At 58.9% G+C, this 13,254-nt stretch carries 7 protein-coding genes and 2 pseudogenes; 3 read left to right on the top strand and 6 right to left on the bottom strand.

Annotated features, from left to right (window positions below):
• Positions 1–15: 15 nt before the first annotated feature.
• The 4 genes from VCA57_RS22110 to VCA57_RS22095 are packed head-to-tail and all read right to left on the bottom strand — an operon-like array spanning position 16 to position 6,711.
• Positions 16–3,150: a non-ribosomal peptide synthetase gene (locus VCA57_RS22110; RefSeq protein ID WP_411187683.1), complete on the bottom strand. Its 3,135-nt coding sequence runs from the start codon at positions 3,148–3,150 to the stop codon at positions 16–18.
• Between the two features lie 37 nt (positions 3,151–3,187).
• Positions 3,188–4,234: a TauD/TfdA family dioxygenase gene (locus VCA57_RS22105; RefSeq protein WP_411187681.1), complete on the bottom strand. Its 1,047-nt coding sequence runs from the start codon at positions 4,232–4,234 to the stop codon at positions 3,188–3,190.
• A 15-nt stretch (positions 4,235–4,249) separates the two neighbouring features.
• Positions 4,250–5,704 carry a condensation domain-containing protein gene (locus VCA57_RS22100; RefSeq protein ID WP_411187679.1) on the bottom strand — a complete coding sequence of 485 codons (1,455 nt, stop codon included), beginning with the start codon at positions 5,702–5,704 and terminating at the stop codon, positions 4,250–4,252.
• Positions 5,705–5,712: 8 nt separating this feature from the next.
• The gene (locus VCA57_RS22095; protein WP_411187677.1) at positions 5,713–6,711 is read right to left on the bottom strand and encodes a TauD/TfdA family dioxygenase; all 999 of its coding nucleotides are present in this window, start codon (positions 6,709–6,711) and stop codon (positions 5,713–5,715) included.
• 382 nt (positions 6,712–7,093) lie between these two features.
• Here VCA57_RS22095 and VCA57_RS22090 point away from each other — a divergent pair, with 382 nt between their 5' ends.
• The 3 genes and pseudogenes from VCA57_RS22090 to VCA57_RS22080 form a co-directional block, all read left to right on the top strand.
• Positions 7,094–9,172, top strand: coding sequence for a TonB-dependent receptor (locus VCA57_RS22090; protein ID WP_411187675.1), 2,079 nt, complete (start codon positions 7,094–7,096; stop codon positions 9,170–9,172).
• Positions 9,173–9,313: 141 nt separating this feature from the next.
• Positions 9,314–10,726: a diaminobutyrate--2-oxoglutarate transaminase gene (locus VCA57_RS22085; RefSeq protein ID WP_411187674.1), complete on the top strand. Its 1,413-nt coding sequence runs from the start codon at positions 9,314–9,316 to the stop codon at positions 10,724–10,726.
• A 187-nt stretch (positions 10,727–10,913) separates the two neighbouring features.
• Positions 10,914–11,357: pseudogene (locus VCA57_RS22080) on the top strand (ProQ/FinO family protein); the annotation flags it as partial.
• Between the two features lie 442 nt (positions 11,358–11,799).
• On the opposite strand, the pseudogene VCA57_RS22075 reads toward VCA57_RS22080, so the two are convergent.
• Together VCA57_RS22075 and VCA57_RS22070 are read right to left on the bottom strand one after the other, a co-directional pair.
• A pseudogene (locus tag VCA57_RS22075) lies at positions 11,800–12,288 on the bottom strand (tyrosine-type recombinase/integrase); the annotation flags it as partial.
• A gap of 31 nt (positions 12,289–12,319) precedes the next feature.
• Positions 12,320–13,249, bottom strand: coding sequence for a bile acid:sodium symporter (locus VCA57_RS22070; RefSeq protein WP_411187672.1), 930 nt, complete (start codon positions 13,247–13,249; stop codon positions 12,320–12,322).
• Between the last annotated feature and the right edge of the window lie 5 nt (positions 13,250–13,254).

Genomic DNA, 13,254 nt, shown 5'->3' with positions numbered 1-13,254 from the left:
GGCAGGAGCCCCGGTTCAATGGGTCGCGTTCAGTTCCGCCAGCAGATCGTCGAACGCTTCGTCGTCGAGCGCGGCCAGGGGGAAATCCGAGGCCGTGCGGCTTGCGTTCGCGGTTGTGGGGGCGGCGGCAGGTGCTTGGTCGTTGTCGAGGGCGCAGCGGGTCGCGACCTGAGCCATCCGCTCGATGGTCTCGCTCTCGAACATCTGCTTGGCGCTGAGCTTGATGCCCTGTTGGTTGGCGCGGGAGACGATCTGCAGGCTGAGAATGGAATCGCCGCCGATCTGGAAGAAGTTGTCTTGCACGCCGATACGTTCGCGCTTGAGTACCTGCTGACAGATCTCCACCAACGCCGCTTCGAGATCGTTGCGCGGTGCCACGTAGGCGGTATTGGTTGCAACCAGCAAGTCGGGGTCTGGGAGGGCGTTGAGATCCAACTTGCCGTTGGGGGTATGGGGCAGCGCTGCGAGAGGCACGAACGCCGCAGGCACCATATAGCTCGGCAGGCGATCCAGGAGGAAGCTGCTCAGCGCCTGGGGCTCGGGGGCGTAGCCGTGACGGTTGGTGAAATAGGCGATCAGGCGAGCACCGCTTTCGAGCTGCTGAGCCACAACGACCACGTCGCGCACCTCGGAGTGGCCCAGCAATACGCGTTCGATCTCGCCGCGCTCGACGCGGTGGCCGCGGATCTTGATCTGTTGGTCGCGGCGACCGAGAAAATCCAGCTGGCCGTCGGCTCGTCGGCGAGCGAGGTCACCGGTGCGGTAGAGACGTTGGCCATCACCGATGTGCGGGTAGCGGACGAAAGCGCTGGCGGTCTGTTCGGGCAGACCGAGGTAGCCGCTGGCCAGGGTTGGGCCGCCCAGGTGGATTTCGCCAGGCTCGCCGATGGCCGCTTGCTGGGCGCTGTCATTGAGCAGCCACAACTGCATGCCGGGAATCGGCTTGCCAATGCTGATGGCGGCATCGCCAAGTGCGGCGTCGCTGAGCACTTGCGCGGTGGCCCATACGGTGGCTTCGGTCGGCCCGTACTCATTGACCAGTTGCGCCTGCGGTGCCTTGCTACGGTGTTTGTCCAGCACCCTTGCCGTACAGGGTTCGCCAGCCACTATCCAATTGCGCAGGTGGGCGAGGGTCGGAGCTGCGCAGTAATCCAGCAGGGTCTCGTACAGCGACGGTAGCGATAGGCTATGGCTGATACGGTGCCGTTCAATCAGTCCGGCCAGGGTCTCCAGGTCTAGCTCTTCGCCGCTCGCCGGTAGCACCAGCAAACCGCCCTGGCAGAGCGTCCAGTAGATCCCGGCCACCGAGCTATCGAAGGACAAGGACGAAAGCAGCAGGTAGGACTGTACCGGTTCGCGGTAGTAAGCCATGCGCACCTGCGTCGAATGGCTCAGGCTGGCGTGGCTGATTGGCACACCCTTGGGTTGCCCGGAGGAGCCGGATGTGTAGATCAGATAGGCGGTCTGTTGCAGGGCGACAATAGGTAGCGAAATGGTCTCGGGCCCTTCGCCGCTCGCTACGTCCAACAGTAGAGTGCGGGCGCTGTTGGTGCCGCTGCCTTGCTGATCGGTGGTGCTGAGTAGCAAGCGTGCGCCGCTGTTCTCGATCATGTAGGCCAGGCGTTCGGCCGGGTAGGACGGATCCAGGGGCAGGTAGGCGGCGCCGGCTCTCAGCGCGGCCAGCATGGCGACTATGGCCTGGCGTTCGCGGCGCAAAAGGATGCCGACCACGTCGCTGGCCTGCACGCCTTCGGCACAAAGACGACGGGCAAGCGACTCGATCTGAACGAGCAGCTCGCCGTAGTGGGTGATGCCTCCCGCATCGGCCAGGGCAGGCGCATTGGGGGTGGCTTTGGCGCGCTCCTCAATCAGCCCGAGTACGCCGATGGCACGAACTTGCGCTTGAGCAGCGCTGTTCTGCAGCAGCTCATCTTGATGTGGGCCGACGAGTGACAGCGTACCGATTGGTTGGGCTGGCGCGCACAGGCCGCGCAGCAGCAGTGTCCATTGCTCCTCGATGCAGGCAATGGCGGTGGCATCGAAGCGCGTCCGATCATAGGCCAGGCGCAGCTCCAGCGTCGCCGTATCCAGTCGGCATTCCAACCCGAGCGCGAAGCGCTGGCGCAAGCTGCCGGCGTCTATCAGCTCTCCATGGCTTAGCAATAACGCTGCGTCTCTGCAGGCGAAGAAGACTTCGCAGACCTGTTCGCTATCGTAGTAATCACGCCAGCCACGAGCCTGGCGTAGCTGGCCTAGCAGCGTGGAAGCCTGCGCCTGGAGTGACGCGTGCAGGTCGACCTCTGCCTGGATCGGCAGAACCTGTTCGAACAGCCCCAGCGCTTGCTCCAGCCCTTCGCCACGGCCGGCGTCGCACCAGCCGAGCTGAATTCGCTGCTGACCGCTGAGCCTTGCCAGTAGCACGCACCAGGCGCTGAAAAGCCATTCTTCCAGGCTCATGTCAGCCTGTTCGGCGGCGTGCTGCAGTTCGCGACGCGTGGGCACGTTGTGCAATGGCTGAAGGGCTGGCTGGTAGAGCGCGGAGGCAGCGCTTGTCTGCAAACCGTGCAGCTCAAGCGGGGCACTTTCCGTGCGCGCTTGTTGCCAGAAGCGCACGGCCTGGCCCTCGGCCTCTTCCTCCAGCAGGCTGTTTTTCCACTCTGCGTAGTCGACGTACTGCAGGCGCTCATGGGTCGGCGCGCCGAGCAGTTCGGCGGCGATCAACGCCAGGCTGGTTTGATCGAGCAGAGCGGCCGAGCCTTTGAGCCACAGCGTCCAGTGATCATCCGTCGTGCGTGCATAGCAGACCGACAGCACCGGCTCATCCAGGCGTCCTTCACGCAGCTGCGCCAGGTGCGCCTCGCGTTCCTGCGCGCAAAGCCCGCGCCAGTCCTCGACGACGAAGGTCACACTGGCCACGTCTTCAATAACCTGGATTGGCACGGCCATGCCTGGTAACGCATGCAATGCCGTACGCAGAATTTCCTCGCGCTCGCCCAGCTCTTGTAGGCGCGCCTCGATTTCGACAGGCGAGGGTGCCCGAAGCGGTTCGATCACCAGCCAGTTTGCGGCGTTGACCAGAACCTGCTGCTGGATATCGCGCCAAGCTCGGGCCTGTTGTGGGGATATGCGAAAACCTGTCAGAGCTGACATGCTGTTTCCTCGTGAGCAAAGGGAGAGAAGGGGGGGATCAGAGCTGTACGTCGCTGCCTGCCGTGGCTTCGGCCATGCCGGTGTAGATCTTGCGGGAGCCGCTGTAGGGCTCCCGGCCATGCACGGCGAGCATGTTGTCGAGCAGTAGAATGTCGCCGAGTTGCCAGCGAAACTTCACCAGCGAACGCAAATAGGCGGCGCGCAGCGTCTCCAGCACATCGCTCTCGATGGGGCTGCCGTCGCCATAGAAGGTGTTGGTGGGCAGGTCCATCGGTGAGAAGCCGGCGTCGAGTGAGTCGCGGATTGCTGCGGGCAACGTGCTGAGGTGGAAGAAAGTGCCGTGGTTGAACCAGACTTCTTCGCCAGTGCGCGGGTGGCGTGCCAGGGCGGAACCGACCTGGCGGGTACGCAGGCGGTTGCCATCCTTCCATTCCACTTCGATGCCCACGGACGCGCAATAGGCCTCGACTTCTGTGCGATCGTGGGTCTGGAACACGGACTGCCACGGCAGGCCGAAGCCATCGCCGTAGTTGCGCACGTAGAGAATCTTCTTCTGGCGGAAGGTCTCGATGATTTCAGGCGGGATCTGCGCCTTTACCGTGCGCACTGAGCCAATGGGGGTTTCACCGCCGATGTCCGAGGGTTGATGGCAGTAGAAGAACAGCCGCAGCGGAAAGCGCGGGGAATAGGAGTGTTCGTTGTGCGGAAAGATGACCTGGTCGGCTGGATAGTCCGTCGAGGTGTATATATTGCCGCCCACCCGGGTTCGCGGCGAGGCGCGGAACATGTACTCCAGTGCGCCGCTCGACAGCGCATCGATCACGGCATTGAAGTGTGCGGCGGCCTGTACGTCGAAGCCACGCAGCAGAATGGCGCCATGCTGCTGCAGCTTCTGCTCCAGATTGTCGCGGTTCTGCGCGGCCCATTGCACTAGATCGACGCCGGGCATATTCGGCTCGACCAGCCAGGGAAGATCCCACGCCGGGTCCAGTAGCCGTTCGTTGACGATGCTCTGTTCGGACAGCGCGATGGGCTTGCGACGGCCGGTGCTGGGACGATTGCCTGAAGGTGGAGTGGATATCATGCGGGTTCCTTATCGCTACAGGCTGACAGCGCGGCGCCGGGTGTTTCCCAGGCGGGCGCGGCCTTGATTGTTCAGCGTGTGTTGCTGTTGTTGCAGATGGGTGTCGTCCCAGCTCTGCAGGCGGTCACGCAGCATGCTGATCGGTAGTTCGAGCTGGGTGTCAAATTGCCCCAGCAGGCGTTGCCAGAGGTGGGCGAAGCGTTCAATTTCGTCGGGACTGAACAGGTGCCGGTCATATTCCAGCGTGGCCTCGATGCTGTCGTGACGGTGCATCAGGTCGAGCACCAGATCGAAGCCGGCCAGGTTCTGAATGACCTGGGTGTGGACGATTCTGGCGTTGCCGAGCGCCTTGATGCTGAAACGGTCGCGCTGGTAGTTGAACTTGGCCTGGAACAACGGCGAGCGATCCGCTTTGCGCTGCGGTGCCAGTTGTGACACCAGTAAATCGAATGGCAACTGACGGTGCGCATGGGCCAGGCGGATGGTCTGGCGGGTGCGCATTAGCAGTTCGCCCAGCGGCAGGTCGTCTTCGAGCTCGCACTTGAGGGTGAGCTGGTTGACGAAGAAACCGAAGATGTCCTGCAGCTCAGGCAGGTCACGACCATGCACGTCGGTGCCGATCAGAAAACGCCGCTGTCCGCTCAGGTAGTGCAGCCACAGCTGAAACAGCCCTGTCAGCATCACGAACAGCGGCAGTCGTTGAGCACGGCTCGCCTGCTTCAGGTGCTCGACCTGCTGCGGCGGGATCATGAACTGGTGCCGTCCTGCCTGAGTGCCTCCATCCGGACGTGGGCGTTTGGCGAAGTCCAGCTGCAGAGGCATGCCAGCGAGATGATCGCGCCAGAACGCAGTTTCCGTATTGACCCGCTCGGCGTTGACGTAGCCCGGCTCCCATGCCGCGAAGTCGGCGTACTGCAGGCGACGTGGCAGTGCTGCGCCGGGTTCCTGGGTGGCGTAGTAGTGCGCCAGGTCCTGCAGAAGTATTTCTCCCGAGCGGCCGTCGAAGGCGATGTGATGGATGACGATGATCAGTTCCTGCGCGCCTTCGCCGAGCGTGAGTAGACACGCCCGCATTACTGGGCCGGAGGCGAGATCGAATGGCCTGTTCTGCTCGTCATGCAGCAGCTGATCGATCACGTGAAGCTGCTGATCCGTTTGCAGGTGTCGCAGATCGCGCGTGTTCACCTCGATGGATTGCCGCGCTGCCAGCCATTGTTCAGGGCCAGCCTGAGTGGTGCGGTAGCAGGCGCGCAGCACTGGGTGCCTAACGCACAACGCGTCCAACGCGTGTTTCAACCGGTGCACATCCAGCTTCGGGCCATTGAGCACCATGCGAATCAGAATGTTGTGCTGAGCGCGGGCAGGCTCCAGCTGATGCAGAAACCACAGGCGACTTTGCGCGAAGGATTGGCGGACACACTGGGCGGCTGCCTCGCTCAGGGGCAGCAGGGGCGGGAAGGGCTTGTCCATGCGCGCTCCTAGGCCATTGACACGATGACCTTGCGGTCACCGCTAAATGGGTTGCGACCATGGGCGACCAGCAGGTTGTCGAGCATCAAAACGTCGCCGGCCTGCCAGGCAAAGGTCACACTGGTTCTGGCGTAGACCGCCCGGATTTCGTCCAGGGTGGCGTTCGGAATTGGCGTGCCGTCGCCAAAGTAGACGTTACGCGGCAATTGCGTTGGGCCAACCGCGTCGATCAGTGCCTGGCGCAGATCAGCGGACATGGCGGATATATGAAACAAGTGTGCCTGGTTGAACCACACCCATTCATGGCTGACTGGGTGCTGGACGGCGGCCTGGCACAGTTGCTTCGTGCTCAGCTCGCCGTCGGCGTTCCAGCTCCATTCGATTCCCTGCGCCTGGCAGTATTGCTCTACCTTAATGCGGTCGTCGGTGTTGAACACGTGCTGCCAGGGAATATCGAGCGTGCTGCTGTAGTTGCGCACGTAGAGCAGCCCCTTGGCGATGAATTCCTCGCGTATCGCGGGATCAATCTCTTGGTACACCTGGCGACTGTCAGCTATCGGGGTTTCCCCGCCGACCTGGCTCGCGGTCATGCAATGGAACCAGATGCGTGATGGCCATTGGCGCGTGTAGGACTGCTCGTTGTGCAGGGGAATGCTCTGGTGAGCGGGGTATTCGGTAGAGCTATAGACCCCGGTGAACACCTTGCTGCGGGGTGTGGAACCGAACTCGTAAGTACCCAGCGGCATGCCGAAACTGGCGGCAAAGCGCTTGAAATCTAGGGGGGTCGGCACCTTGAAGTTGCGAAATAGAACGCCGCCGGTGGTACCTAGCGCATCCAGGGCTACAGCTCGAATCTCGTCGCTCAGCGCGTGAATCGAATCCCTCTTATGGCTATTGATAAGCAGGGGGAGCGCGTTGCTACGGAGCAGAGGGGCGATGACGCAGCCATCTTGCTCCAAGGCTGAGCGGATCACATCAGTAGCGCACACATCTGCAAGCTGACTCATGCGTGGAGGGCCCTCGCGCCAGAGCGCAACTGATGCGGAGGCATTGCAAGTACCCCCGAAACATAGCTCGCAATAATCTGAGTAGCGGTTGTCTCGCTTCCGTGTAGACGATGAGCCATGGCTCCTCCCTCCAATCAACAGGTTTGTGTCAACCGGCGCGCCTAACTATTCAGCTTCAGCGCAACCTCCTTCCAAACATGACTGCCTGCATGCAATGAGGTTTAAATGATAATCACTCTCGTAAAGATTGCAAATTATTATTACGAATAATAGTATTTCGCAACTGCAAATGTCTGGCTTCTTTAGCCGGAGCTTTGGGGAGGGAGGGCGTTCTATCTGGGACGCTCTGGGCGAAGCAAATGACGAAGGAGCCAAGAGGTAAATGAATAAATTTAAGAAAAATACGTTGGCGTTGGCGGTTGCGTCCGGCCTGATGGTTGCGACTTCCGCGCTTGCGGCCGAGGTAGCCGATAAAGAACAAGCATTGCAGCTCAAGGATGCGGTCGTCACTGGTGAGAAGATTCAGCGCAGTCAGGACAAAACGCTGTCCAGCGTTGCGGTGGTGACCAGTGAAGACATCCGCACTCATGGCGATCAGGATTTGCAGGCAGTGTTGGATCGTACGCCTGGTGTGTACGCCCAGTCGGGAAACGAGAACTGGGGGATTCGGGGCATCCCTGTGAGTGGCTTCGATGACCAGGGGCCTGCGGCGCTCAATGGTGCTGTTTCGGTATATGTCGACGATGCGCTGCAGGCCAACAGGTTGCTGACCCTCAATCCCATGGGGCTCTGGGACATGGAGCAGGTCGAGATCTATCGGGGGGCCCAGTCGACGACTCAGGGGCGTAACTCGCTGGCTGGCGCCATCATCATGAAAAGCAAGGATCCAACCTTCGATCCTGAGTTTTCGGTGAAAGGTAACACCGGTACGTATGGCGAGCGTGGTACATCAGCCATGGTCAACGGCTCCTTGGTTGATGGTGTTATCGCGGGTCGCTTAGCTGTCGACTATCAGACGTCCGACGGCTATATCGAGAACGAGTTCTTGGATATGGACGCCAACCAGCTACGTTCATCCAACGTGCGCGGCAAGTTCCTTATCTTGCCGTCCGATGACATGGATGTGCTGCTTACCTTCACGCGCACCAAGCAGCGTGCCGGTCTCAATGCGGCGGCTGCGACCAGCGCCAAACCGGATTACTACAAGGTTTACGAAAGTACGGAAACACTGCATACCTTGGCTCAGAATACCGCTACCGCTAAAGTCGATTATCGCCTGGACGATTTCTGGACGCTGACCAGTGTAACGTCTGGCACCTGGTCCAAGTACGACTCCATGCTCGACTTCGACCGCACTACGACCGCTGATCAGACAACGCCTCGTCACAATGAACAAACTCTGGGCACTCAGGAGTTGCGCCTGGGTTATGTATCGGATCGGCTGGATGGCGTATTCGGTGTGTACCTGGGGCGTTCAAAAGGTGAGTTCGACGATAAGTTGGTCAGTAACGGAACGGTATTGTTGAATCAGCTCGGGGAAACCAAGATCAACAGTCAGGCCGTGTTTGGTGAACTCAATTGGACATTCGTGGATAGCTGGAAACTGATCACGGGGCTGCGTTGGGATAACGAAAAGAACAACACCAAGATCAGCTACCCTGTCGGCGCTGTTTTTGCGGTAGATCCTGACGTCGACCGTGATATCAGCTCCAGTGTGTTGCTGCCCAAGATCGGTATCAGCCATGACCTCACCGAGAATCAGGTGATTGGCCTCACCTGGCAGCGTGGTTATCGCAGTGGTGGTGTGAACATTCGCAGCCGTGCTCGCCACGATGCCTATGATCCCGAATTCACCAGCACCTACGAGCTGGCCTGGCGTGCTAACTGGCTGGATCGTCGTCTGCGCACCACGGCCAACCTCTATCACACCAACTGGAAAGATCAGCAGGTGGTATTCCGCAATGCGCCTTCTGATCCGGCTCAGGTGGCCAATGCTGGTGAGAGTCGAATGATTGGCCTGGAGTTCTCGGCGGAGTACCTGGTGACCTCGCAACTGCTGGTCAATGCTGGCTTCGCCTACAACGACACCAAGTACAAGTCTTTCGTTCGTGATGGTGTGGATCTAAGCGGTTACGAATTCGTTTACGCGCCTAAGCAGATGGCCAATGTGGGGGCCAACTACACCTTCGCTAATGGGCTGATGATCGGTGGTGATGTCGTCTACCAGGACAAGAGCATCTCCAACTTCGATGTAAGCGGTAGCACGGTAACTGGCAAACGCTATAACGACAGCGTCGCGCTGGTAAACCTGAATGCCGAGTACCCCATTGGCAACCTGACGCTCAGTGGTTATGTACGCAACCTGTTCGATAAGGAATACGTCACCAACAACCAGAGCGACAACCTGCTCGACGTTGGTGCGCCGATGACCCTCGGAGTAGCCGCTCGTTACGACTTCTAAGGAAGGTGGAACCCACCAGGGAAGAAGGGCGGCGACATAGGTGTCGCTGCCCATTATTCAGCGTGCGTTGTCTTGCCCCTTTCGAGAGTTTTGAAGCGGGAGCCAGAGAACGCGCTATTCGTGTGATGCGAGGAAGCCATCATGAGTATGATCACCCCGACAGCGAACACTCCCCTCGAATTTCAGCGCCGGCATACCGGGCTAAGCCAGCTCTACTGCTTAGACAGTACGCCGATCCTGCAGCGGCAAATAGAACGCGAATCCAATGCACGCAGCTATCCACGGCGCATACCGCTGGAGCTGAAACGGGCCCAGGGCGTCTATGTCGAGGACTCGAGGGGGCAGGTGTACATCGATTGCCTTGCCGGTGCCGGTACTCTGGCGCTGGGTCACAACCACCCGGTGGCCGTGGAGGCAATCCAGAATGCACTGGCATCGGGGATCCCATTGCATACCCTCGATCTGAGCACTTCGATCAAGGATGCCTTTGTGCAGACATTGTTTGAATTGTTGCCCAGCGAATTTGCCAAGGATGCCCGTATACAGTTCTGTGGCCCCAGTGGCGCGGATGCAGTCGAGGCAGCAATCAAGCTTTCTCGGACGACATCAAGTCAGCAGACCGTTCTGTCGTTTCACGGTGCTTATCATGGCATGACCCTTGGAACGCTCTCGCTTAGTGGCAATCTGGGTCCGAAGAAGTCGCTGGGTGGCCTACTGGCAGGTGTTCAGTTCTTACCCTACCCATGCAGTTATCGCTGTCCTTTTGGCTTGACTGGAGAACAGTCGATAGACGCCAGCCTGCATTACATTCGGTACCTGTTAAGCGATCCAGAGAGTGGTATTACTCAGCCGGCAGCCATGATCCTCGAAACTGTTCAGGGGGAGGGTGGAGTGATTCCTGCGCCTGAACGCTGGTTGCAGGGACTCCGGAACATCACTCGGGAGCATGGCATCACGCTCATCTTGGATGAGATTCAGTGCGGTATTGGTCGTACGGGTGATCTCTTTGCTTTTGAGCAAAGCGGCATTACGCCGGATGTCATTACTCTGTCCAAGGCCATTGGCGGTGGTTTGCCGCTCTCTGTGATGGTCTATCGCAATGAGCTGGATCAGTGGCAGCCAGGCGCGCATGCCGGCACGTTTCGTGGTAATCAACTGGCTATGGCTGCAGGAAATGCGACATTGCGGTTTATCCAGCAGGAGGAGTTGACCACCCACGTGCGTCATGTGGGGCATCAGCTGCAGCTTTTATTGCAAGGGTTACGGGCCGAATTCGACTGGGTTGGTGATGTTCGCGGGCGCGGTCTGATGCTGGGCATGGAAATTGTGGACCCCGAGAGCTCCGATTCTCTGGGACGGCCTGCGGCAGATGGTGACAGAGCGAGCAAACTTCAGCGAGCTTGTTTGGAGCGTGGCCTGATCGTGGAACTAGGGGGGCGACATGGTGCCACCGTTAGGTTTCTGCCGCCGCTGATTATCAGTGAAATGGAAATCGAGCATGTCGGACAGATTCTTTATCAAGCAGCGCAAGCTGTTCATGCGGTTTTCAGTTGAAACTGGGTCCCGCAATTAGGTCTCGAAGACCAGAATGCTTAAGTTCGCTGCAGTTCTGGCGGACTGCTGGTGTCGGAAGTACGTATGGTTAGGCTGGCGGCAGTTGATCGGCCTTATTGTCAATAACAGTCACAGGATCAATCGTTACCGCGCCCTAAGTTGAGGGTACGCTGCGAAGCGTGTAGATGAGAGTACGAAGCAGCCTAAGCGGAAGCCTTATCCGCAGGCGAAGCTCCGCGAGCAAGATCCAGCGGTCGAAGCGATCTGGCTATTGCAGAAGCACTTCCCATCAGCCTTTCCGGTCAGTCCTGCCCCCAAAGTACCGCTAAAGGAAGGCATTCTCAAAGATGCTGAGCAACACCTGGAACTGCTCGGTTTAACCAGCGAACAGCTCAAGCAGGGCATCGCTACCTGGTGTCGAGGAAGTCGATACTGGGCATGCATGACGGAGAATGCGCCGCGCTTGGACTTAAGCGGCCACGCAACAGGTTTCGTGACAACGGCCCAGGCGCTTCATGCGAAGCATCAGGCTAAGCGGCAACGGGTACAGGCACGACGGAATCAGGCAAAGCCGAAAACGCTTGTAGACGACAAGGCTGTCGAGACCGCTGTGGAAGAGATCGTGGATTAAAGAGTCACTTGCGCTCGGCACCTTGTCACTCAATCACTGATAAGGTGCGCGAGGCGATGATGAGGCGGTTATGGATTTTCTGATGTGCGCAATGGAGCGGTCACCTGCCCTGCGGGCAGAGGTGGTCTGCTCCAGCGCTTACTGTTGTCGACGCTTGTTAAATGTTCTTGTGCCGGTGAGGAGGGCGCGGTGGCCCTAAATGCCTCAGGGACTTTTGCGGGAAATCGTTGAAAACTGTCGGATAGCGTAGAGCATTAGCTGCAGCGAGCGCTCAAAATTATCCTATTGAAATCAATGCCTTATAGGGTCGCCCGCCGGCATGGGGTGCAAGGGGTCGAGTGTTCGAATCACTCCGTCCCGACCAATAGTTTCAATGACTTAGCCCAATCTGAAAAGGTTGGGCTTTTTCATGCGCGTGACTTTTGCGTGACTTCTCCGGATTTCACGCTTGCCTCCTTTTCAAAATAGTCAGCACTGGTCCTCGCGAATCAGTTGCCGATACCATATTTGCAGCTTCAATCAGATGCCCAAGCTCTGCGCCTGAGTAGTGACTGGTGATGCTGCCATTTTTGTGACCGAGTAACGCCTTCCGGTCTTCCTCTGTTACCCCTGCTGCCCGAAGTCTTCGACCGAAGGTGTGCTTCAGATCGTGAACGCGGATCGAAGCAAATCTAGCTGGGGCAGGGCGAAGAAAACGCTCCTGGAGCTTCTTCGCGGCTCTGACCCTGGCCTTCTTCCATGCCGAATCGTTCATCCGGTGAACTGGAGTGGCCTTGTCATTTCGATCGGGTTGTCCGTAAGGAAATACCCAGGCCGGATCAAACCCACGCTGTCCCTCGATTAGCGGCCTGGCCACGTTGTTGAGCGCCACGAGTCGCTCGTCGCCGTTCTTAACTCCGGAGCTCTCATGTCGGCCGCCAAAGTCCGCCGGGTGCTCGTTTGGAGTGTCTCTCAATGCCTTTTTAATTGCGCCGCATGCGTCGAAAAATCGTCGCCAGTAATGGGCCGGATAGGTTGTGCCAGACGCTGAATAATGCGCTGGGTACTGCCGCCAAGGGCGAGAAGTGCGCGCTCGCGAGGGCGGCGCCGAGGCCGGAGTTTTGCATGCCGACTTCGATGGACAGTGTCTTGCGCTGTGCGAGAGGCATGCCCAGTAGTTGCCCCACGAAATACCCCAGCCCTAGGCCTATACCGTTGTGCAGGATAACCACGGCCATGATCAGCAAGCCCGACTCAGCAATTTTAGCTTGGCTGGCGGCTACTACCGCCGCGACGATGGCGACAATGCTCACCACTGAGATCAGTGGTAGAACCTCTACCGCCAGTTTCACTCGCTCACCCAGCAGGCGTTGCACAATCAGGCCAAGCGTGATGGGCAGTAAGACCATTTTGAGGATCGAAAGAAACATGGCAGAGAACGACACTGGCAGCCATTCAGAGGCTAGTAACCAGATCAGTGCGGGGGTAAGCAGCGGGGCGAGTAGGGTGGAAACGGCGGTAATAGCCACGGACAATGCCACATCACCACGGGCGAACCAAGTCATCACGTTTGATGCTGTGCCGCCTGGGCAGCAGCCGACCAGTATCACCCCGACAGCAATTTCAGCGGGTAGAGCGAGTAGCTTGCACAGCACCCAAGCCAGGGCCGGCATGATGATGAATTGTGCCAGTACGCCGACTAGAACTCGCAGGGGTCTGCGTGCCACTTCGCGAAAGTCTTCACCTTTAAGGGTCAGGCCCATGCCGAACATGATCAGCCCGAGCAGTGGCACGATCCAGGCTGTAAGCGGCAGAAAGCCACTCGGCAGCAGGAATGCCAATACAGCGAACAGCAGCACCCAAAATGCAAAGGTGTTACCGACAAAGCGGCTGAGGGCAATGAGTGCCGGCATGGGGA

Origin of the sequence: Pseudomonas sp. (assembly GCF_046581935.1) — a bacterium.
Taxonomy (GTDB): Bacteria; Pseudomonadota; Gammaproteobacteria; order Pseudomonadales; family Pseudomonadaceae; genus Aquipseudomonas.
Note: the sequence above shows the minus strand (reverse complement) of the source record. Positions and strands in the feature narration are given on the sequence as shown.

What these genes read in the sequence shown, in the direction of transcription:
- VCA57_RS22090 (WP_411187675.1), top strand. Translation starts at nt 7,094, where the DNA reads ATGAATAAATTTAAGAAAAATACGTTGGCGTTGGCGGTTGCGTCCGGC.
- VCA57_RS22100 (WP_411187679.1), bottom strand. Translation starts at nt 5,704, where the DNA reads ATGGACAAGCCCTTCCCGCCCCTGCTGCCCCTGAGCGAGGCAGCCGCC.
- VCA57_RS22110 (WP_411187683.1), bottom strand. Translation starts at nt 3,150, where the DNA reads ATGTCAGCTCTGACAGGTTTTCGCATATCCCCACAACAGGCCCGAGCT.
- VCA57_RS22070 (WP_411187672.1), bottom strand. Translation starts at nt 13,249, where the DNA reads ATGCCGGCACTCATTGCCCTCAGCCGCTTTGTCGGTAACACCTTTGCA.
- VCA57_RS22105 (WP_411187681.1), bottom strand. Translation starts at nt 4,234, where the DNA reads ATGATATCCACTCCACCTTCAGGCAATCGTCCCAGCACCGGCCGTCGC.
- VCA57_RS22085 (WP_411187674.1), top strand. Translation starts at nt 9,314, where the DNA reads ATGAGTATGATCACCCCGACAGCGAACACTCCCCTCGAATTTCAGCGC.
- VCA57_RS22095 (WP_411187677.1), bottom strand. Translation starts at nt 6,711, where the DNA reads ATGAGTCAGCTTGCAGATGTGTGCGCTACTGATGTGATCCGCTCAGCC.